The organism is Pantoea sp. PvP021, assembly GCF_054056055.1.
In genome coordinates this window covers 48,473-68,262 of sequence record NZ_JBSRXX010000014.1, presented here as the reverse complement: position 1 = coordinate 68,262, position 19,790 = coordinate 48,473, and the positions used below count along the sequence as shown (strand labels likewise).

The 19,790-nt window shown below is 42.5% G+C and carries 17 protein-coding genes; 1 reads left to right on the top strand and 16 read right to left on the bottom strand.

The genetic code is table 11. The annotated features are described in order from the left end of the window. The 12 genes from ACVKSX_RS23160 to ACVKSX_RS23105 all read right to left on the bottom strand — a co-directional run. Positions 1-1,138 (bottom strand): hypothetical protein (locus ACVKSX_RS23160; RefSeq protein ID WP_354439613.1); only part of this gene is annotated, 1,138 nt, incomplete at its 3' end. A gap of 129 nt (positions 1,139-1,267) precedes the next feature. Further along, positions 1,268-1,687: a hypothetical protein gene (locus ACVKSX_RS23155; protein ID WP_354439615.1), complete on the bottom strand. Its 420-nt coding sequence runs from the start codon at positions 1,685-1,687 to the stop codon at positions 1,268-1,270. After that, positions 1,665-3,503 (bottom strand): hypothetical protein, encoded by a 1,839-nt coding sequence (locus tag ACVKSX_RS23150; RefSeq protein ID WP_354439617.1) that lies wholly within the window; start codon positions 3,501-3,503, stop codon positions 1,665-1,667. The genes ACVKSX_RS23155 and ACVKSX_RS23150 overlap by 23 nt, the downstream gene beginning before the upstream one ends. Beyond that, the gene (locus tag ACVKSX_RS23145) at positions 3,496-5,028 is read right to left on the bottom strand and encodes a site-specific integrase (protein ID WP_354439618.1); all 1,533 of its coding nucleotides are present in this window, start codon (positions 5,026-5,028) and stop codon (positions 3,496-3,498) included. The genes ACVKSX_RS23150 and ACVKSX_RS23145 overlap by 8 nt, the downstream gene beginning before the upstream one ends. After that, positions 5,028-6,230 (bottom strand): tyrosine-type recombinase/integrase, encoded by a 1,203-nt coding sequence (locus ACVKSX_RS23140; protein ID WP_354439620.1) that lies wholly within the window; start codon positions 6,228-6,230, stop codon positions 5,028-5,030. The genes ACVKSX_RS23145 and ACVKSX_RS23140 overlap by 1 nt, the downstream gene beginning before the upstream one ends. 574 nt (positions 6,231-6,804) lie before the next feature. Continuing rightward, positions 6,805-7,521, bottom strand: coding sequence for an ankyrin repeat domain-containing protein (locus ACVKSX_RS23135; protein ID WP_354439622.1), 717 nt, complete (start codon positions 7,519-7,521; stop codon positions 6,805-6,807). A 280-nt stretch (positions 7,522-7,801) separates the two neighbouring features. Further along, entirely contained in the window at positions 7,802-9,475 is a 1,674-nt protein-coding gene (locus ACVKSX_RS23130; RefSeq protein WP_354439624.1) for a hypothetical protein, read from the bottom strand. A gap of 181 nt (positions 9,476-9,656) precedes the next feature. Beyond that, entirely contained in the window at positions 9,657-10,274 is a 618-nt protein-coding gene (locus ACVKSX_RS23125; protein ID WP_354439626.1) for a hypothetical protein, read from the bottom strand. Between the two features lie 18 nt (positions 10,275-10,292). Further along, entirely contained in the window at positions 10,293-10,457 is a 165-nt protein-coding gene (locus ACVKSX_RS23120) for a hypothetical protein (RefSeq protein ID WP_354439627.1), read from the bottom strand. A 165-nt stretch (positions 10,458-10,622) separates the two neighbouring features. Beyond that, positions 10,623-11,033 carry an H-NS family histone-like protein gene (locus ACVKSX_RS23115; RefSeq protein WP_354439629.1) on the bottom strand — a complete coding sequence of 137 codons (411 nt, stop codon included), beginning with the start codon at positions 11,031-11,033 and terminating at the stop codon, positions 10,623-10,625. A gap of 130 nt (positions 11,034-11,163) precedes the next feature. Continuing rightward, the gene (locus ACVKSX_RS23110; protein WP_354439631.1) at positions 11,164-11,763 is read right to left on the bottom strand and encodes a hypothetical protein; all 600 of its coding nucleotides are present in this window, start codon (positions 11,761-11,763) and stop codon (positions 11,164-11,166) included. Beyond that, positions 11,760-13,229, bottom strand: a complete 1,470-nt coding sequence (locus ACVKSX_RS23105) for a tyrosine-type recombinase/integrase (RefSeq protein WP_354439632.1) — start codon at positions 13,227-13,229, stop codon at positions 11,760-11,762. The genes ACVKSX_RS23110 and ACVKSX_RS23105 overlap by 4 nt, the downstream gene beginning before the upstream one ends. A gap of 157 nt (positions 13,230-13,386) precedes the next feature. Here ACVKSX_RS23105 and mutS point away from each other — a divergent pair, with 157 nt between their 5' ends. Beyond that, the gene (gene mutS / locus ACVKSX_RS23100) at positions 13,387-15,948 is read left to right on the top strand and encodes a DNA mismatch repair protein MutS (protein WP_354439633.1); all 2,562 of its coding nucleotides are present in this window, start codon (positions 13,387-13,389) and stop codon (positions 15,946-15,948) included. Positions 15,949-16,087: 139 nt separating this feature from the next. On the opposite strand, the gene rpoS is transcribed toward mutS, so the two are convergent. The 4 genes from rpoS to surE form a co-directional block, all read right to left on the bottom strand. After that, positions 16,088-17,080, bottom strand: a complete 993-nt coding sequence (gene rpoS, locus ACVKSX_RS23095; RefSeq protein ID WP_003849090.1) for an RNA polymerase sigma factor RpoS — start codon at positions 17,078-17,080, stop codon at positions 16,088-16,090. Positions 17,081-17,137: 57 nt separating this feature from the next. Next, positions 17,138-18,238, bottom strand: a complete 1,101-nt coding sequence (gene nlpD, locus ACVKSX_RS23090) for a murein hydrolase activator NlpD (RefSeq protein WP_187511454.1) — start codon at positions 18,236-18,238, stop codon at positions 17,138-17,140. Positions 18,239-18,400: 162 nt separating this feature from the next. Beyond that, positions 18,401-19,027 (bottom strand): protein-L-isoaspartate(D-aspartate) O-methyltransferase, encoded by a 627-nt coding sequence (locus tag ACVKSX_RS23085; protein ID WP_010248537.1) that lies wholly within the window; start codon positions 19,025-19,027, stop codon positions 18,401-18,403. Beyond that, complete coding sequence (gene surE, locus ACVKSX_RS23080) at positions 19,021-19,782, bottom strand: 5'/3'-nucleotidase SurE (RefSeq protein WP_003849099.1); 762 nt, start codon at positions 19,780-19,782, stop codon at positions 19,021-19,023. The genes ACVKSX_RS23085 and surE overlap by 7 nt, the downstream gene beginning before the upstream one ends. Positions 19,783-19,790 lie beyond the last annotated feature (8 nt).

The window sequence follows — 19,790 nt, the reverse complement described above, 5'->3', positions numbered from 1 at the left end:
CAGGCTCAGGCTCAGGCTCAGGCTCAGGCTCAGGCTCAGGCTCAGGCTCAGGCTCAGGCTCAGGCTCAGGCTCAGGCTCAGGCTCAGGCTCAGGCTCAGGCAGGAACGATGCTGAATTTAGATAGTCAGAGTCAACATAGCTAACATTATTAGCTTCAACATCCGATATATTTGTCTCATTCGCAGTCAGCTCGTATAAGTTTGTTTGTGAGACAATCGAAATTTCATTACTCGTATTGAAAGTATCTTTAACATCATCGATAAAAGAAACATAAACCAATTTGAAATGATTTGTATGTAGCAACAGTGGTTCTTTATCATCAGGGAAACCAAAAAAGAAAAGAGTTAGAAACTTATTAGCTCTTTTATAGGATTTCGTTTTTTTATCAAAAAGGGACTTCCTGTATCTCTCAGCTTTCTCTCTTTGCTTTTCAAATTCTTTGAAGAATACATCTTTCTGGCTTGAGTTCCAGCTTGATGCATCAACTATAAGTCTAAAGGCTTCTTTTGTTCCTTTCTTGCGAGCAAGAAAAACAATTTCATACTCATCTGCGTTAGGATCTAAAGTAAGATTAGATTGTAGTGCACCAAAATATATTGCGGGCTTACAATATTTAACATCAGGTTTGTATTTTAATTTCTGAAATGTCTCATTATAAGTCCTTTTTTCATAAGGCGGTATTGAAAGGAACTCGTTATTGTTAACTCCTGACAGATAGTAATCAACTATTGGTTTAATACTTGAAGACGAAACAGGATGTTCTCTTACAACATCTTCTTCATCGTTTACTTTTCTGGTCCTATTATTGTTTTTTTCTCTGTGAATCCTTTCGTCATTTTCCAGACGAAGAATTGAAATGAATGGAGCTGGAGGAGAGTTATGTGTTTTTTCATCATTAGAGTTGTTTCGGTTGCGATTTTTTGCATCATGTATGCCACAACCTGACTTGTGCTCGCCAGTATATTTGAAATACGATTGATTAACATTCTCGGATCTGTAACTGCAAGGTGTCGCTTTTATTCTGCACTTAAGATAGGGGCATAAAAATTCAGTGGTTCGAACATAAAAATTATCCATACCCCTAAGGTCATTACCATGCACAATATCATCAGTTGAACTATCTTTCGCTACCGTCAAAACTCACGTCCTCGTTAAGTTGTCTTTAACAGCATAATAACGAAATTACAACACGGTGATCAATAAAAGTTACTTAACTTTTAAGTGCAATATCATTTCTTTAACTTCAATGACTTACATCAATTAGCCCTACTCTTCACTCCTTTCTCTATCAACTGATATTAAGGGTGCATTGAGTTGATGTTCTTTAATTCCATGTTTGTGAGCATTATATTGCCATATCACAAATTGCTGTTTTAAAACTCTGACTTCTTCTTTGAGCGATTCATTTTTCAACTGCAAATTTTTTATCTGCTGTGAAGCTATGTTCAGGTTTGCAGGTCTTTTGACTTCAGATGCTCCAGATTTTATGTTCTTCTTTTGAAGTTCAAAAGCCCTGACTATAGCTGTATGCTGACTCAGAGACTGTCTTGTTGGTCTCTTACCCAAAAGCTCGGTAACGGAGTCACAAAGGTTTTCCCAGGTAAACTTACCCTGCTTTGAACTTTGCCAACCTGCTATACAATTTATAATTATTTGTAGATCTTTATTGGTTAGGTGTTTGGCCATTAATTTTCTCCTTGTTGTTTATGATAATACTGTCATCCTTTTTCATTTCTAAAACACGAGACAGGTGTGAAAAATCGTCCCCATGCGTTCTTACAAGCGAACCATCAGGCAGTTCGGGGTTTTCCATTAATGCAATCATCCCTTTCACTCTTTCAAGGGTTTTGGTTTGATGCAGATACCACTTATCAGCCCCAAGTTCCTCCTCACTGATAGCATCTTTTACTTTATCAACGAGTTGTTCGGTCGTATCAAGTAAGGACCTGAGCCTTTCAAGTTTCTGCATCTCCCCTTTGACACATATCTGCTCACTACAGTTGATACAATCAAAGTATTTGCTACAGGGAGCTAAAATGTAATCGTGCACACAATATCCATATTCAGTTGTATGAACAGCACCATGCTCTACCTTACTTTTTAAATCACTAAGAGTGGAGATTTCGAAGTTGTCATTCACATCACTATTGCAGGGAATTATAGCTTTCTGATTAATCCCCAGAGTTTTCACTTTTTCAATCATCTCATCTTCAGTGATGTGGTTGTAAACTCTGTTTTGTGTAACTGATACTCTTCCTGACCACTTTGCTATGTCCAGTTCTCCAAGGCCCCCTCTTTGAGCGATAGTGTTAAGTAGATGTCTGGCCTGATGAGTTCTCAAGAACAAAGCTTTGTTATGTTCATCATAGTATCCATGCCTTTCGAAAATGTTCTTATGCTTACCGACTTTTGAACTCCCTAACTCCTTTGAGAAAAAGACATTTCTTATTTTGAACAGTTTATTACCCGTTTCTCGTTTCATACTGAGCTGGTTATCGAATAGAGCACAAAGAGCGTTACTGAAGCGAACATCCTTTTCCTTATCAAACCAAATTTTTCCGCCTCGTTCATTTTTCATATCCTCCTCAAGAACCTTACTTCTTAATCTTGGCTTTTCAGATATTCTAAGCAGCCTTTCAATGGCAAGTTGGGCAGTGGGAACCATGATTTCAGGAATCCACTTTATGTTTGCCCCGTAACCTTTTAATGAATAAAACCTCAAGCCATAACATTCCTTTCCTTCCCTGTTCTTTTCGAAAATTTCGCAATCAGCTCTAAGCGATAATATTTCAGTTATACGACTGGGTGCGCACATGAGCAATGCAAACACTGAAGTAACAAACAGGTCTTTTTCGTGAAGGTCATGATCCTGCATTGAAAAGATCTCACCAATTGCTTGTAATGCTTTTTCAGTGGGCAATTTAGCTAATCTGGCTTTGTCTGCATTATTAGAGATCGACAATCTTGACTCAGGTGGTCTGATGTAACTACTCCACTTCATTAATCCACAATTAAGAAGTTCTTTCTCGTTCAGGAAAGCAATTAACCTCTCCATGAATTTACCACATTTGTATGCCACCCCTTTAGTGTAGTTATCATCAATCTCGGACAAGCACTCATCAAGAATGACTGGGTTTAGTTTTTTTATATCACCAGACCCCGTGTAGGCTAAAAGATTTTTTTCAATAACCCTAAGTACAATTGGAAAAGTTAACTTATCAAATCCTTTTGGATTAGAGCAAAAAATAAAAGCTACATATGATTTGCAAAATTCAATGTAAACGAAATCAAGGAATTCCGTGTTACTACTTAAATCAACCTTACTATTCCCTCTCTTAAATTTAGTAAATTTAAAAATCTTCTTCCAATGATTGCATTCCCAATTGTTATCATGCAGATTTCCACTTAACTGTTCTTTGCAGTTTTTAATAAATTCATCGAGGTTTTTCCCTGCTAAGATTTCCGTTTTACTTTTAAATTCAACTATATCAATTTCATTCATATCTATCTCTCCTTTGTAATTTTAAAATCTCACATTTTTTTAATACTTCCTCTACAGCCATTATTGTTCTGTCTAATGTTTTACTCATAGTTTCATCATTAGTATCAGTCATAATTCTTTCTCTTCGTTTTAATAAATGATCTCGTAATTCTTTATGTGGTGCATCAACAAATGGGCGAAAGTGATGGCAGGTATAACAAGGGATAGGAACATTAGCCCTACAAGACTTACAACCATCACATACTCCAGTGACCTCCCCTGATAAATTCCTTACTGGCAATTCATTTTTCTTCATTGAAGAATCATCCAGAATTTTACCTTGAAAGAAACCAGCATATTTCTGCATATGACTTCCCACTGCCTCATCAATTCTTGCAACATGTTCAGCATTAAACTCAACATACACCCCCGTATATTGAGTTGTAGAGTGGTCTAATAGTTCTGCAATAACTAATTCGCTTGCACCTTCTCTTGCTGCTCTGGTGCCAACGGTATAACGAAACCTTCGGGGATTTACATTTAATCTTTCATAAGTTCTTTCAGAAATAACACTTTCTGTTTCAGCAATGAAATTAAGCGTCTTATTTATCTTCAAAGAGTATTCGTGAGCTTTATCCGATACAAATATCTCTCTGGATTCGTTATTGATTTTGAAGCCTTCTAACTTTTGTAATGATATAAATAGCGGTATATTCTCAACTTCTTTATTAATTAGATCTCTATTAAGTACACTACGAACTTTTTCGATACTTAAATCACACTGCTTACAGAGTAAATCATACAAGTCTTTTGTCACTTGATAATTTCTGCAAGATTCCCTGAATCCCAAGCCTTGTTTTATCCTTGGGATACAAATGACATAGGAATAGCTATTCTCGTTTACTTTTATCCTTTTTATATCTGAAACCTTCATCTGTGAGATCTGTAGTGGCCGTCTTCCGGTTGCACTTATCAGCAAAGCCATCGCTAATTGCGTAATGTCGATTTTTTCCTTATCATATGCCCTATAACAAGCTTCAAGAAAAGACTGTAACTCAATATCAGTAAAAGGGCCTTTAACCTGATCTCTTCTCCTTACTACTTCTCCTTTTTTATTATCAGGAATGACCAATTTACATAAAAAATCATATGCTTCTTTACTTATTCCACAATAGCCTAACTCATACCACTTTTTGATCAGTATCCTTACCGATGACATAATATTATTGTCCCTACCATCAGATCCTCTGAACCTGACAAGGGAAAATTCATCAACCTTTTTTGGGTTCACATTTATAATAAACCTCCTAAAGTTATTGCTTATTAATTTAACTGAAGCAGGACTTAATTCACAGGCTAAATATTTTAGCGTTTTTAAATAGCCCTCCAGCAATTCTTTATTTATTACATCTTTCACCGCCTTGATGTTAACTGTCACATTTCGACTTAGCTTCCATGTCTCATCATTTAGGGAAAAGTAATAACCTTTAGTTTTAGCTTCATTAGTGCTCTCATTATCGTCTCCATTAACATATAATTTTAGCATCAAGCACCTCCTCTGTTGATCATTTCTTTCTGCATATTTAAAGCTATCTCTGCGGCCTTGTTTTCGATGAATCTTCTGTTATAAGTAGAAGCAGTGCCAGAACCCTCTTTCCAACCCATCAGTAAAGACCTCATTTGTTCTTGCTCATATTGGTTAGGTGGATTTTCCATCTGGTCCATTTTTGAAGAAAACTCATAGTTCCAGGTATGTCTTAACTTATGACCTGTCATTCTGGAAAGTTCGGGGCATGAATTCTTCAAGGCATTAATAATTTTATGGTATGCCTGAATAGACAAGGGTTCTCCGAATGTATTTCCTTTTTTATGGCAGATAAATAAATAGCCATTATCTTTTTTCATTCTATGCTTACGCCTTTCAATTTTTATATAATTGCAGATTTCATTGCATAGGTCATTTGATATAGACAGCTTTCTTTTTAAGGTTTTAACAAGCGGTTGTTTAATCCTTGAGTCATTAGGATCATCAGCCCTCCTGTTAATTGAAATTGTCTGAGAGCCTATATCAATATCTGTGACCTTGATGTTTAGTAACTCTCCTGCCCTTAATCCTAAATGATAAAGAATTAACATCATTAATCTGTTTCGTCTTTGGACATTAGCATTGAATGGATTCATTTCTGAACCTATCTTCAAAATCTCAAACAAAACATTAAGTTGATTTTGATTGAGGTTTTTATCGATTGCTGAATCTTGATTCCTGAATCTAATTTTAGGTCGATGACTTTTCATTTTCGCAATGAATTTATCAATGATTCCATGATCTCTTTTATAACTTACAGTGAAGAAGTCACATAACCACTCAAGGTATTTTGTAATAGCTGTTAATCTGAAGTATTGAGTATTGCTACTAACCCTACAACCACTATTAAGATTAATAACTCTCTCTTTTTTCATTCTGTTAGTTATAAATTCCTTCAATGCATCGATCTCTTGAAGATGAAGAAACTCTGCTGTTCTGATCCTTGCTTCTATGTCTATACTCTTGAGATTGAGAAATCTATAAAATAGAGCTATACTCGCTGAATGTAGCTCAATAGTTGAAATTGATTCGTTCTTCTTTCTTAACTCAGTTGATATATACAAACACGGATAATAAAGTGGCACTTTTGAAACTTTATCAGTGATCAAACAACATCTCTCTCCAGTATCCATTTTTATTGTATTAGTTACTATTCTATCCATACGTCTCCTTATTTTAATTACATTATTTTAGTTCCACTCTTAATTAAAAATCTTGCAAAATAGGTATATGTATAACCTACATAGAAAATGACCTATAAGTATCTTGCAAATAAATTATTGTCTTTTACTTAATAAAGTTAGTAATATCAAGTGGATCTAATATTATTTTTACATTTATATATAAGGTAGATAGAAGGACTTTTCTATTTACCTGATACTGCTATTTCCTAACTCTGTCCCTTGTCCCATCTATCTTCTCGGATAATCTTGTAAAGATTTTCGCAAGTTTACTGTATTTATTAGCTTTAAAAGTTGCGCTTTTATTGTTATCAGTCATGAACTATTTTTACGCCATTTACATTCCACTACCATATAAATCAACTTTGTCAAATATATAGCGCTATCATTAGAAAAAGCATCTCGCACAAGTAGTACCACGACTATAATATAAAAAAGTTAAATTTTCCAAACATTAATATATTTAGCCAATCATAAAAATTGCCACTCAGATTAAATAAACAATAAATTTAACCCCCAAAGCTCGCTAATTATTAGTATTTAGCTATTAATATATTCATAACCTTTTTCTTGTTACAATGTCTCTGCAACAACATTCATTATTCTTGATTATTTCATTTATGTGTTGATTCTCTTTTTTTATAATGGACTCAACAATCAATTTTCTTACTAACACTGAGTCTATCAGATTGAGTTTTGAGGTATCGTTCACAAACACATCAAGGCTAATCCCAGCCTTTATTAAGGATTTTGCTGTTTTCAAGTAGTCGTCTTGACCTGAGTCTAAGTTTATTAAAGCATTGTTACCATGCACGTCTAATTGGTTGACATTAATTCCATGCTTTAAAAGCAGCTTTAATGCTTTAATAGGTGCATTAAACAAAACATTCTGACCTTGAAAGTTTATTTGTTGAATATCAATTTTACTATTTATTAGTAGTTGGCCAGTATCTAAATCGGATTTAGATACTGGTCTGAACAAAGCATTTTCGCAATGAACATCTACTTGATTTACTTTGATCCCATGCTCGATTAGTAACTTGGCCTTTTCATATTCACAAAAAAAAAGTGCATTTTGTTTTGATTTATTTACGACGTGAATGTCTATACCGTTTTTTATAAGCCATTCACTTTTCCCATAATTTGTTCCATAATCGGCAAAGAACAATGCACTTGAGCCAAGTTCATCCACCTCATTTATATCGATTTCATCTTTATAACTTAAGTATTCATCTTCTGTTTTAATATCAAATATAATCTTCTTGATAATCACCTCAACATAGTTAAAAAATACTTTAACAACCTTAAAATTAAGCCAACCCTTATCTAATTATCAAATTTTATAATTTTGTCAATTGGATATATTAATGGTTACGATCTTAGATTCAGTCAAATCTGCGTTTCGCTCATATGGATTTCATTTATTAATTGATTAACTTATTTGAATAAACAGTTACGATATTAGAGTAATTATATATACCATGTCTTATTTAAGATTAAAAAACCCCAGTAGCCATCTAATTACCAATAGTGCTACTGGGGTTTATCCAAATTTATTTAATCATACTTATTACTAAGCTTAGTATCCTTTCAATTGGATATTGTCCAAAAAGGTCACCGTTCTGAGTTATCCAAATAGGGAAAAATAGCAGCAATGCGGTGGAGAAGATTATTGAAACTAACAAGCTCACTAGCCATCTACTTCTTAGGATTTTTTTATGTGTAGACCATAATTGTAGTTGTTTACCCATTAGCAATTGCAACCACACTCTTCTCCATAAATATCCTATAAAGGGAAGAATCAGACCTGCTATTATCATAAACCAACCACATGAGTTAGCAATTACCTTTAATGAGTATTGTATATTCTGCTGATTATCCAAAAGAGTATAAGGCGTTAGGTAAACATGGTGTGAAGCATTACTAACTGTCCACTTATTATTATATGCTGTATAAAATGGCATTAAAATGTAGATGATTAATGAAGAAAAAATCATCCATTTTATAACTGACCAGTTCTGAAAAGCTAATATAATCGATTTTAGGCTGGCGAGCGCTTCATTCAGATAATCTGTCGAGAATGCTCTGTTCAGAGCTTCCCTAAGCATATGCCCGGATTTACCTGTACTATTAGCATGAAGCATATCCTGATGAGCTTCAGATTCCATGAATATTTTCACCGTTTTACGGCTGAATATGCCAATGAACGGATTGAGTAATCTCTTAGGGGTAGCTGCATAAACAAGATTGTCTAAATCATTTTTGAGCATCAGCTCAATAACATGTCCAGAATCAAGAATTTGAGGCCTTACTCCATAAATAATCCAATGAATTACCGAATCAGGAATTTGAGCCTCCGGAAGTGGACTACTGAACCGCGCAAATGGAACTTCTGCATCATATAAGAAGTTGACTTTATTTCTGGTGAAATCAACTTTAGAGTCTGCGATAACTATATTGCCGAACTTCTGTAAGTTAGGTATCCCAGCTTTATAAAGACCATCTTTTATGAATTGCTGAACATCCTCTCTGAAATAGATTAGTTGATAGTCTGGTATGGCTACACTGTTTAGTTTCGTTATCTGAGTGATCTGCCCCGTCCCTCTGCAAGGCGAGCACTGCTGATCACCTGTACCTGAGCAAGGGCTACATCTGACTTTGCCACTTGAACTACAAGAATAGCAACCACGGTAATGACTTTCGGTGCGGTGTTGCTTGGAGTAATCGTCATATACTGTTTTTTGCTCCAAAACCTGCCCGCTGCCGCCGCAACCTGAACAGCTCGTTTTTCCTGAACCACCACACGATGAGCAGTTTACCTGTCCTCTTCCTCTACAATTCGTACAGTTCTCTGTAAGGCAGAGACAACGAGGATGTGAGTAGATGACCGTTTCCTTTCTTAGCTCCCCATAATGCCTCGAAAGAACGATTGCATGGGCTTCTCTTAAGGTTTCCTCACGGGACAAAACAGCACTTGTTTCTGCTTTTAATGCTTCTTTGTATCTCAAGGCATCACGGAAAACCAGAGTAGTGTCTGAGGACCTAATGCTCCCTGCTTGTGTTTGCTTTACTAACTCAACACGAAAATCCAGACTTAAGTTAATTTGGTAGTCAAAATCTATTTGTTCTTCCAAATTTAAGTCTAATTTATCTGGCTGTAATCTTGTAGAGCGTTCAACAAAATCTTGTATGTTTGATGTACAAGATGATATCCATGCTTCTTTCATCTTTAGTCTCTTAGTGAAGGATTTTATTTTATAAGATAATTTTTTAAAAATTCACTAGCTGAAAAATTTCAATTTTTGTTAATGATTATATTTTTTTGGTTTTTAGTAATTTAACGATACTTAGAAGGAATTATAGAGGGGCTTGAATTACAATCATTATAGAATAATATGAACTCATAATTTAGAAAGCATGGACTGGTCCTTCAAATTCGACTTTTTCTCTTGGTAAAAATATTCCTTTAATGCAGTTCGGATTAATAATAGCTATCTGTATGTGATTTTTTTCATAAAACATAGCACCATCATATAGTCGTTCTCCTTCCAAAAATGCAGATCTAACAGAATCAAAAGGTTGATTATTTTTCATGGCTAAATTACAGGCATAGCGAATTAGTGCGCAATCAAGCTCTCTTTTTCTGAAGTCAAAGTCGCTTTTTCCAAACCCGGTGTTTTGAGGTAGCTCCTTACCTTTTTCTTTAACTCCCAATTGCATATCTTCGAAAGCAGCTTTTAAAAAGTTAATATAGTTCTGATCTAAAAGATCCAAACATCTACCAAGCTCAATTACGGCACCGAGAACGAAAGGTTCTTTAACTTTAGATTTTTTTCGCTGTTTATCTTCATTCGCATATTCGATTGCACGCTGATAATTATTTTCCCAAAAATATATCCCATAACCCAACCAATCATAAGGATTATTACTATGTTTAAAGTTGTCCTTTTGAGTTACTATTTTTAAGGCCGTTTTCTTATCCAGACCATGAAAACCATAAACAATGCTAGGCTTAGAAGAATACATTCCGTGTGCCTTTTTTAATTATTTTCTTTTGCTCTTTGCCACAGTTTCTTTTGAAAAGAAGCGTGAGTTATAGTTTCCTTGTCGAGTCAGGATCTTAGCCTCTACAAGTAATTCAAACCGCTCTTTAGATGTTCGATTTTTGGATTCTTCTCTTATTTTTGCAGTTAATTCTTCGATAGACATAATACCTCCAGCTTTTATTAAAAATTACTTACACTAAAATATACTATAAATCAATATAAAAATCAAACTATTTTATAGTTTGAGTAACATTTTTGGTTTTAAAAAAAGTACTGAGATCTGAAAATTAGGAAAGCTAATCCATATTTATGGATTAGCGAATAAAATTCAGATCATAAAATCCTCAAGTTTTTTACCACTGTCGAGAGCACTTTTTATAGCTTTAGGTGTGCGCCCCTGCCCTGTCCAGCTTTTCTCATTACCATCCTCATCGGTATATTTATATTTTACAGGGCGAGGATTGCGGCTTGATTTTGGTTTTTTTAATGTTGAGCTTGACCCGTAGTTACCAAGTAATTCCTGTGGGTCGATCCCATCCGCAAGAAGTTGTTCACGAATAGCATCAAGTTTCACTTTTCTTTCTTTTTGTTCTTTTTTACCTGATTCTTCCTCAAGACGTTTTTCTTCAACGATTGCTGTTAATTTTTCAAGGATTTCTTCGAGAATCTCCAGAGAAGTTTCGCGAGCTTGTACTCTTAAGGTTCGGATGTTACTAAATACTTTTAAATCTTCGCTCATTGTAAAGCTCCCTATATTAAACTTTCTAAATTACTATAAATAGTCCACTCAATAATTTTAACCGAAGAATTTTGTAAGTCACCTTTTAAAACTTAAATTATGTAAGAAAAGACTAATCTAAAAGATTGAGCTAAAGTTCCTTAGAATCTTTCAAACATTGATTTATTTTGTGTTTTTCTTGTAGGGCAATCGAATTCAGTATTATTTTCTTCAAGTATTCTACAAAGTTCAAATGCCAGATTTCTCTCTCATTTGCCCATACCCAATCTTTGAGTAGAGCTTCTTCAACCGAAAGCCATATCAAAACATAGTCACTATCCCTGAGGTAACCTTTAAAATCCTCATCTGTAATCCTGAGAGCATGACCGATAATCACCCTCCCCTTACTTATGCTCCAGAACGGTTGTGAGCAAGTAAAATCGGAAAGGGTTGTGAATGCTAATCCCCTAACCTGAGCGGCCTGCATGGTGCTACTGACTTTATGATTGTTTCGCCAAGCACGAAGATCTCCGAGTAAATAATTAACCCGCTGGTTGCGAGCTTTGCTTTCAGAAGACTGATATTGCACGTAGGGTGGGCCCTCACCATTCTGGCGATAACGAGCAAGTGTTTTGACACTTACTCCCAAATACAGTGCCGCTAAATCTACCCCAATGGTGGCATCATCCGGCATGTCACCAAACAAACTCCAGACCTCTGACATCTCTCTCAAGGTTTCAATAGCACTCATGCTTGCTTCCCAGAATATTCAGGTATTGGTGGGTATTTTGCCGAAGCCAGTAAATTATTATACAACCCCGGCGCAGTCATCAGTATATGTAGCTCAATCCGCTGTAGTGCCTCAAACACTCGGTTTTTGTCCGGTTCAGCATACCTCTCGGTAGGATCGGTTGTGTTACGGTGATTCAGGAGCTTCTTTACAACAGCATAGGAGCCAATCTCTTCAGCGATCCTGCCAAAGGTTCTTCTCAGGTCATGAGTGCCTAACTTAGCGATTCCGGCTTCTGCACATAGGTATTCCCTAAGTGTTTTACTGTCACTATAGTGCCCGCTTTTGCTTCGAGGTGATCGTGCTGGAAACACCCATTTTCTTCGACTCGCTTTTACTTCCTTATCAAAAACGATATCCCTTCTTTCCTCTAACAAACATCTGACAGCATCACAGATGGGAAGCTCATGATTCGTCCTGTTCTTGGTATCAAAGAAAAAAATTTTCCTATTAGCCAAATCGACATAGCTCGTAGACTTTGCTTCTTCTGCCGATAGCTCCTCTCTCCAGCATAGAGAAGCCGTTTCTTCCTTTCTCGCACCAAGCAACACCGTTAGCAGGAGATAATCGCAACCAAGACGGTTAAAGCTTCTCTTGTGGTGTAGTGCATCCAGAAACTTACCCAATGTATCTTTTGCTGAAAGCGGATTTCTCACACCTTTTGACTGATAGCTTTCTTCCAGTTCAGAGCGACTACGATATTTCTTTTGCACTCTGAGCACAGTGAATGGGTTGTAAGTGAGAACAGGCAATCGTTGCTGGCTTTGTGCATTCATCGCCTCTACATCGATAGAATGTTGAACTGCCACATTTGCCCATCTAAAAGTCTGCTCGGCCGTCGTTCTGGTTTTTAAGGCTATCTCATCAAACTTCTTGAGAATGAGGCTTCCTGTGAGGTCACGGACTCGATACCGCTCCCACTCTTTAAGCTTTTGTTCCGCTTTATCGAGCACCCGGATTGAATTTGGTTTTGCTGGTTTACTTCGTCCTAAGAGGTGCTGACGATATTGAGCGAAAATCTCACTGAGGGTCAGCTCTGCGATATCAGCTTCTCGTTTAACTGCATTTGGGTTTCTTTTAGTAGATTTCATCGATTGTGCATAGGTTCTCGCAACTTCACGAGCCTGATCAATCGATGCAAAATCCGATACATTACCAATCGTAGCTCTGATTACCTGTGAAGGTGACTTCCCCTCTGAAGGACTTCTGCCCCCTCCTGAAACTCTTCTCTGGATGATATAGGTCTTCTTTGTTGCACTGATCTTTACACCAAAGCCTACGGGTGAATCACGGTGGCTGTCAGTGATAAGATACGGCTTACCAGAAAGGTTAGGCACATACACAACTCGTCCGTCTGAATCTAACTCAGGTTTGGTTTCTATCGATAACTTATTGATAATTATTGATTGATTCAGAGTCATCTTCACAGTTGTTGCCTCATGTATACCAGAAGAGCCATGTTGTATTCTCGATAGTAGCTAGAATACATCTGGCATACAAATTTTCGGATTTAGATGGATTTATCAGGGTTTCAAATGGGGCCACTTGAGTACTTCTAAAGCCATAAAAATGAGTTAATTCAATATGAAAGAGTCTACAGATAAGGACTTTTCAACCCATACGCCAATGATGCAGCAGTACCTGCGTCTCAAGGCGGAGCATCCTGACATTCTGCTGTTTTACCGTATGGGTGACTTCTACGAGCTGTTTTATGACGACGCAAAACGTGCCTCGCAGCTGCTGGAGATTTCACTCACCAAGCGCGGTGCGTCAGCGGGCGAACCGATTCCGATGGCGGGTGTGCCCTATCATGCGGTTGAAGGTTACCTGGCTAAACTGGTGCAGTTGGGCGAATCCGTTGCCATCTGCGAGCAGATAGGCGATCCGGCGCTGAGCAAAGGCCCGGTCGAACGCAAAGTGGTGCGCATCGTTACCCCGGGTACCATCAGTGATGAGGCGCTGTTGCAGGAGCGACACGACAATCTGCTGGCGGCGATTGTGCAGAGCCCGCGCGGTTTTGGCTACGCCACGCTGGATATCAGCTCAGGCCGTTTTCGCCTCAGCGAACCTGCCGATGCTGAAACCATGGCGGCAGAACTGCAGCGCACCAATCCGGCGGAGCTGCTCTACCCCGAAGATTTCCAGGCGATGTTGCTGATCGATCAGCGACGCGGCCTGCGACGCCGTCCTTTGTGGGAGTTTGAGATCGACACCGCACGCCAGCAGCTGAACCTGCAGTTCGGCACCCGCGATCTTAATGGCTTCGGCGTGGAGAATGCGCACCTCGGACTGAGCGCGGCGGGCTGCCTGCTGCAGTATGTTAAAGATACCCAGCGCACCACGCTGCCCCACATCCGCTCGCTGAGCATGGAGCGGCAGCAGGACAGCATCATCATGGATGCGGCCACCCGCCGTAATCTGGAGATCACCCAGAACCTGGCAGGCGGCACCGACAACACCTTAGCGGCGGTGCTGGATAAAACGGTCACCCCGATGGGTAGCCGGATGCTGAAACGCTGGCTGCATATGCCGCTGCGCGATGCGCGCATCATTAACCAGCGTCAGGAGTCGATTGCTGAGCTGCAAAATCTCAGCGACGTGCTGCAACCGGTGCTGCGTCAGGTCGGCGATCTGGAGCGAATCCTGGCTCGCCTGGCCCTGCGCACCGCACGTCCGCGCGATCTGGCTCGCATGCGTCATGCGTTTCAGCAACTGCCGGAACTTAACCAGTTGCTGGCCGATGTTGAGGCGCCCCAGTTGCAGAAGCTGCGCACGCAGATGGGCGAGTTCACTGCGTTACGTGAGCTGCTGGAACAGGCGGTGATTGAGTCACCGCCGGTGCTGATCCGCGATGGCGGAGTGATTGCGCCCGGCTACAACGCGGAGCTGGATGAGTGGCGTGCACTGGCAGATGGCGCAACCGACTATCTTGACCGGCTGGAGATCCGCGAACGCGAGAAGCTGGGACTGGATACCCTGAAGGTCGGCTTTAACGGCGTGCATGGTTATTACATCCAGGTAAGCCGCGGACAGAGCCATCAGGTACCGATGCACTATGTCCGTCGTCAGACCCTGAAAAATGCTGAACGCTATATCATTCCGGAGCTGAAAGAGTACGAAGACAAAGTACTCACCTCAAAGGGTAAAGCGCTGTCGCTGGAAAAAAGCCTGTATGAGGCGCTGTTCGATCAGTTGCTGCCGCATCTTGAAGCGCTGCAGCTGAGTGCCGCCGCGCTGGCAGAGCTGGATGTGTTAAGCAACCTGGCAGAACGTGCCTGGTCCCTGAACTATTGCCGCCCGGTATTGCAGGATAAAGCCGGGATTAAAATCAGCGGCGGACGCCATCCGGTGGTGGAACAGGTTCTGAAAGAGCCGTTTATTGCCAACCCACTGTCACTGGCACCCCAGCGCAGAATGCTGATTATTACCGGCCCCAACATGGGCGGTAAAAGTACCTATATGCGCCAGGCAGCACTGATTGCGCTGATGGCATGGATTGGCAGTTTTGTTCCTGCCGATGAGACGCTGATTGGCCCGCTGGATCGCATCTTTACCCGTGTCGGTGCCGCTGACGATCTCGCCTCCGGGCGCTCGACCTTTATGGTTGAGATGACCGAAACCGCTAACATCCTGCACAATGCCACCGAAAATAGCCTGGTGCTGATGGATGAGATTGGACGCGGAACATCCACCTACGACGGTTTATCGCTCGCCTGGGCCTGCGCCGAAAACCTGGCGAACCGTATCAAGGCGATGACGCTGTTTGCCACCCATTACTTCGAGCTGACAACCCTGCCGGAAAAAATGGAAGGCGTGGTTAACGTCCATCTGGATGCCGTTGAGCATGGCGACACAATCGCCTTTATGCACAGCGTCCAGGAGGGTGCGGCAAGTAAGAGCTATGGTCTGGCGGTGGCGGCGCTGGCCGGCGTACCCAAAGAGGTAATTAAGCGGGCACGCAATAAGCTGAAGGAACTTGAGACCGTTTCAAACCACTCCGCGTCATCGACGGTCGATGGCTCTCAGCTGCCGCTGCTGGTTGAAGAGACCTCGCCTGCCATGGAGGCGCTAGAGGCGCTGGATCCCGATACGCTGACACCGCGTCAGGCACTCGACTGGATTTATCGTCTTAAATCGCTGGTCTGATATTACATCCCGTACATCGCACCGCGTTAATGCGCGGTGCGATGCTTGCTCGCCCGCAAATCACTTTTCTGCAGACATAAAAAAAGCGATGGTTTTCACCATCGCTTTTCGCATTCAAACTCAGATTTACTGTTAACGATTATTCACGAAACAGTGCTTCAATACTGAGGCCCTGCGCCTGCAGGATTTCACGCAGACGGCGTAAACCTTCAACCTGAATCTGGCGTACACGCTCGCGGGTTAAGCCGATTTCACGACCCACATCCTCAAGTGTTGCCGCTTCATAACCCAACAGGCCGAAACGACGTGCCAGCACTTCACGCTGCTTGGCGTTCAGTTCGAACAGCCATTTAACGATGCTTTGTTTCATATCATCGTCTTGCGTGGTGTCTTCAGGGCCGTTGTCTTTCTCATCGGCCAGAATATCCAGCAGCGCTTTTTCAGAATCACCGCCTAATGGCGTATCAACCGAGGTAATGCGTTCGTTGAGACGTAACATGCGGCTTACGTCATCAACCGGTTTATCAAGCTGCTCTGCGATCTCTTCCGCACTCGGCTCATGGTCGAGCTTGTGGGAAAGTTCACGCGCAGTACGCAGATAAACATTCAGTTCTTTCACAATGTGAATCGGCAGACGGATGGTACGGGTTTGATTCATGATCGCCCGTTCAATAGTCTGACGAATCCACCAGGTGGCGTACGTTGAGAAACGGAACCCGCGCTCCGGGTCAAATTTCTCTACGGCGCGAATCAGGCCGAGGTTACCTTCTTCAATCAGGTCCAGCAGAGCTAAACCACGATTGCTGTAACGACGAGCGATTTTCACCACCAGGCGTAAGTTACTTTCGATCATACGGCGACGGGAAGGGATATCACCCCGCAATGCACGGCGAGCGAAGAAGACTTCTTCCTCTGCCGTTAACAACGGAGAATAGCCAATCTCCCCGAGATAGAGCTGCGTCGCATCTAACACACGTTGCGTCGCACCCTGTGATAGCAACTCTTCTTCCGCTACGTCGCTATCACTGGCTTCATTTTCAACGAGTGCCTTCTCGTCAAAAATTTCAGCTCCGTTCTCATCGAATTCCGCGTTCTCATGTAACTCGTTTACTTTCAGCGTATTCTGGCTCATAAGCGGCTCCTACCCGTGATTCCAGGGCAGAACATAAACCTGTTTTGTTCTGCCGGATTATCGCTGCGGTAAATAACGCAACGGGTTTACGGATTTCCCCTTGTAACGAATTTCAAAGTGTAATCTGACTGAACTGGTTCCGGTGCTACCCATGGTAGCGATCTTTTGCCCCGCCTTAACTTCCTGTTGTTCCCGGACCAGCATTGTATCGTTGTGGGCGTAGGCGCTCAGGTAATCATCGTTGTGTTTAATGATGATTAAATTACCGTAACCCCGGAGTGCGTTACCTGCGTAAACCACTCGTCCTGAAGCAGTGGCGACCACAGATTGTCCGCGCGTCCCGGCGATATCGATACCTTTATTGCCACCTTCGGCGGCAGAGAAGTTATCGATGATCTTCCCGTCAGTCGGCCAGCGCCAGCTTCCGACCGGCGTTGAACTGTTGGTTGTACTGCTAACCGTTGGGGGTGCGGTAACGACTGGAGCTGTTGTCGTTGCAACATTTGCTCCATTCGAAGGCAACATTTTGCTGCCACCCGAATTACCTGAATCATCAGAATACGTAATAACAGGTTGCTGTGCAACAGCAGGCGATTTAATTTGTGGTGCCGCCGGAACGCCGCCCTGCGTTGCATCAGCAACGGTAATGGGATTGCCGCCGGTAATCGGCTGACCCGACCCATTGCCAATCTGCAGAGTCTGGCCGACATTCAGGCCATATGGCGCAGGAACATTGTTGCGCTGGGCTAAATCACGGAAATCGTTGCCGGTAATCCAGGCGATGTAAAACAATGTGTCGCCACGCTTAACGGTATAAGTTTCACCGGAGTAGCTACCCTTAGGAATGTTCTGATAACTGCGATTGTAAACAATCCGGCCATTCTGCGTCTCAATATTGCTGTTGGTACTAATCATTCCACCACTAGCGGGGGCAGATGCTGAATTTTTGCTTAACATTTGTCCCTGGGCTGGCGTGGCAGGAACGCCGCCTGAACTCGTGTCTGCTCCAGACTGGTTAGTGTTCATGCCGCCATTATCGCCAACGCGACTGATGGGTGCCTGTGAGTTGTCGCTGGAGCTACAGCCTGCCAGCCAAAAACCTACCAGTGAAAGCGCCGCCAGACGGCGTAACTGAAAAAGTGTGCTTCCCGTGCTCATTAATCCCCCGTGATGGCAACTCTGATCTATCTGTTTCACTGTATCTGCCAGCAGGATACTCTGCGCGGCGCGATAAAATCTGCGTTTTCGATGAATAAACTGGATAGTAACAACATCAGGTACGTGGTGCTATGAAACAGTTGTGAAGAAATACGAAGAGGGTCAGGCCAGATCGCCCTGCACCAGCGGGACGAAACGCACTGGTTCGATGGTCTCTTCCATCACCTCTTCGCCCTGACGACGCAGGCGCTTCAGTACCTGCTGATCTTCGCCAACCGGCAGCACCATGATGCCGCCTTCTGCCAGTTGTGCTATCAGCGCAATCGGAATTTCAGGCGGTGCAGCCGTGACGATGATGGCATCGAAGGGGCCACGTGAAGGCCAGCCCTGCCAGCCATCACCATGACGGGTTGAAACATTATGCAGATCCAGCTGTTTCAGACGGCGCTTGGCCTGCCACTGCAGCCCTTTGATGCGTTCCACTGAATAAACATGGTCCACCAGATGGGCAAGAATCGCCGTCTGATAACCTGAACCCGTACCAATCTCCAGCACACGCGAATGCGGATTAAGCCCGAGCAGCGCGGTCATCCGCGCGACCATGTAGGGCTGTGATATCGTCTGACCGGAGCCGATGGGCAAGGCAACATTGTCCCAGGCTTTATGCTCGAACGCTTCGTCGATAAAACGTTCGCGCGGCACCTCGCTGATGGCTTTCAGCAGGTTTTCATCATCGATGCCCTGCTGACGCAGTTGTGACAGCAACGTCTCAATACGCCGATTCACCATGCCAGGTTCACCTCAGCTTTAGCCAGCCAGTCACTGAGGACGTTCTGCGCGCTGTGCGCCGTTAAATCGACATGGAGTGCCGTGACAGAGACGTAGCCCTGATCCACGGCGGCGAAGTCTGTATCCGGGCCCGCATCCAGTTTTTCGCCTGGCGGACCAATCCAGTAGAGTGTATTGCCACGCGGATCCTGCTGCGCAATCACCTGATCCGCCGGATGGCGACTGCCACAGCGCGTCACGCGGATGCCTTTGAGTTCTGACAACGGCAGATCGGGAACGTTGATGTTGAGAATGCGGCCGGTGCGCAGCGGTTCATGCGTCAGCGCCCTGAGCAGAGCGCAGGTCACGGCCGCCGCGGTGGCGTAGTGCTGATGGCCGTTGAGCGAAACCGCGATAGCCGGCAAGCCAAGATGTCGCCCTTCCATCGCTGCCGCCACCGTGCCGGAGTAGATCACATCATCGCCCAGATTGGGGCCGGCATTGATGCCCGACACCACAATGTCGGGACGCGGCTGCATCAGCGCATTCACCCCCAGATAGACGCAGTCGGTCGGCGTCCCCATCTGGACGGCGATATCGCCGTTTTCATGGGTGAAGGTGCGCAGAGGCGTTTCCAGCGTTAATGAGTTCGAGGCACCGCTTCGGTTACGATCGGGGGCAACAACCTGCACGTCAGCAATCTGCCGCAGGGCTTTCGCCAGAGTCTGAATGCCTGGCGCATGAATGCCGTCATCGTTACTGAGCAATATCCGCATTTCGTTCT

Bases quoted from the DNA above. Each gene is read 5' to 3' on its own strand.
- ACVKSX_RS23130 (WP_354439624.1), bottom strand. From the start codon at position 9,475: ATGAAAGAAGCATGGATATCATCTTGTACATCAAACATACAAGATTTT.
- ACVKSX_RS23110 (WP_354439631.1), bottom strand. From the start codon at position 11,763: ATGAGTGCTATTGAAACCTTGAGAGAGATGTCAGAGGTCTGGAGTTTG.
- ACVKSX_RS23115 (WP_354439629.1), bottom strand. From the start codon at position 11,033: ATGAGCGAAGATTTAAAAGTATTTAGTAACATCCGAACCTTAAGAGTA.
- surE (WP_003849099.1), bottom strand. From the start codon at position 19,782: ATGCGGATATTGCTCAGTAACGATGACGGCATTCATGCGCCAGGCATT.
- ACVKSX_RS23120 (WP_354439627.1), bottom strand. From the start codon at position 10,457: ATGTCTATCGAAGAATTAACTGCAAAAATAAGAGAAGAATCCAAAAAT.
- ACVKSX_RS23140 (WP_354439620.1), bottom strand. From the start codon at position 6,230: ATGGATAGAATAGTAACTAATACAATAAAAATGGATACTGGAGAGAGA.
- ACVKSX_RS23155 (WP_354439615.1), bottom strand. From the start codon at position 1,687: ATGGCCAAACACCTAACCAATAAAGATCTACAAATAATTATAAATTGT.
- ACVKSX_RS23145 (WP_354439618.1), bottom strand. From the start codon at position 5,028: ATGCTAAAATTATATGTTAATGGAGACGATAATGAGAGCACTAATGAA.
- ACVKSX_RS23125 (WP_354439626.1), bottom strand. From the start codon at position 10,274: ATGTATTCTTCTAAGCCTAGCATTGTTTATGGTTTTCATGGTCTGGAT.
- ACVKSX_RS23085 (WP_010248537.1), bottom strand. From the start codon at position 19,027: ATGGTGAATCGGCGTATTGAGACGTTGCTGTCACAACTGCGTCAGCAG.
- rpoS (WP_003849090.1), bottom strand. From the start codon at position 17,080: ATGAGCCAGAATACGCTGAAAGTAAACGAGTTACATGAGAACGCGGAA.
- ACVKSX_RS23150 (WP_354439617.1), bottom strand. From the start codon at position 3,503: ATGAATGAAATTGATATAGTTGAATTTAAAAGTAAAACGGAAATCTTA.
- nlpD (WP_187511454.1), bottom strand. From the start codon at position 18,238: ATGAGCACGGGAAGCACACTTTTTCAGTTACGCCGTCTGGCGGCGCTT.
- mutS (WP_354439633.1), top strand. From the start codon at position 13,387: ATGAAAGAGTCTACAGATAAGGACTTTTCAACCCATACGCCAATGATG.